Origin of the sequence: Methanimicrococcus hacksteinii, from assembly GCF_032714515.1 — an archaeon.
Lineage (GTDB): Archaea > Halobacteriota > Methanosarcinia > Methanosarcinales > Methanosarcinaceae > Methanimicrococcus > Methanimicrococcus hacksteinii.
This window is the reverse complement of the sequence record NZ_JAWDKC010000016.1, coordinates 1-741: the sequence shown is the minus strand read 5'-3', so window position 1 is coordinate 741 and position 741 is coordinate 1. Positions and strand designations below refer to the sequence as shown.

General features: G+C 35.1%; 1 protein-coding gene. It reads right to left on the bottom strand.

Going from position 1 to position 741, the window contains the following annotated elements; genetic code table 11:
• Nucleotides 1-5: 5 nt before the first annotated feature.
• The gene (locus tag MmiAt1_RS05045) at nucleotides 6-692 is read right to left on the bottom strand and encodes an IS1595 family transposase (protein WP_318785806.1); all 687 of its coding nucleotides are present in this window, start codon (nucleotides 690-692) and stop codon (nucleotides 6-8) included.
• Nucleotides 693-741 lie beyond the last annotated feature (49 nt).

Sequence of the window (741 nt, the reverse complement as noted above, 5' to 3'; positions counted from 1 at the left end):
AAGGGTCAAGATAAGAATAGAGGATTTTCTCTCAAGATTTTTAGGATTTTTTGATATAAATCTTCATTCCTATAATTGTACCTAAATTCACATTCTTTTAAATGAAGATAAAAATACTTTTTATGAACTCCGCGATGTTTACTCATCCTGGATTTTGAGTAACCCCAGAATCCTTCAATCCCATTAATGTGACTTTTCCCATTTACAAATTCATTTTTTCCATGGTTTACTCGATAGTGTTTATCATAGCCAACATCTACCAATCCGTCATATCCATGCCAATTATCAGAGTAAATAACACTATCAAGTTCAACTTTTCCTCGAATGATTGATTGCAAAGTTGATTTAGAACAATCTGGAACGATCTCAGTATAGACTTTCCCATTCCTTTTTCTCATCCCAAAGACAATTGTTTTGCTGCCTGCACCACGCCCACGCTTTCCTTTTACCCGTCTCGGGCCAAAATAGGATTCATCAACTTCAATTTCTCCTTGAAAAGGGGATTCTGCTTCGCAGAATCCGGCAATCCGCTCGCGGATTGCCATGAGATATCTGTTGATCGTAATACGGCTTACACCAATAATTTGGGATATTTGAGTTGCATCTAAATCTAAAACAAAAAGCTTCACAATTTGTCTAAATTTGGCTTCAGAAATTTTAGAACGAAAAATGTATTTATTTTTCATTTGCATAGTCATGATTTTAACACCAAGTTATATGGTTGTTCTTATCATGACCCTT

Excerpts from the sequence above, each read along its gene's own strand:
- MmiAt1_RS05045 (WP_318785806.1), bottom strand. The coding sequence starts at position 692 with ATGCAAATGAAAAATAAATACATTTTTCGTTCTAAAATTTCTGAAGCC.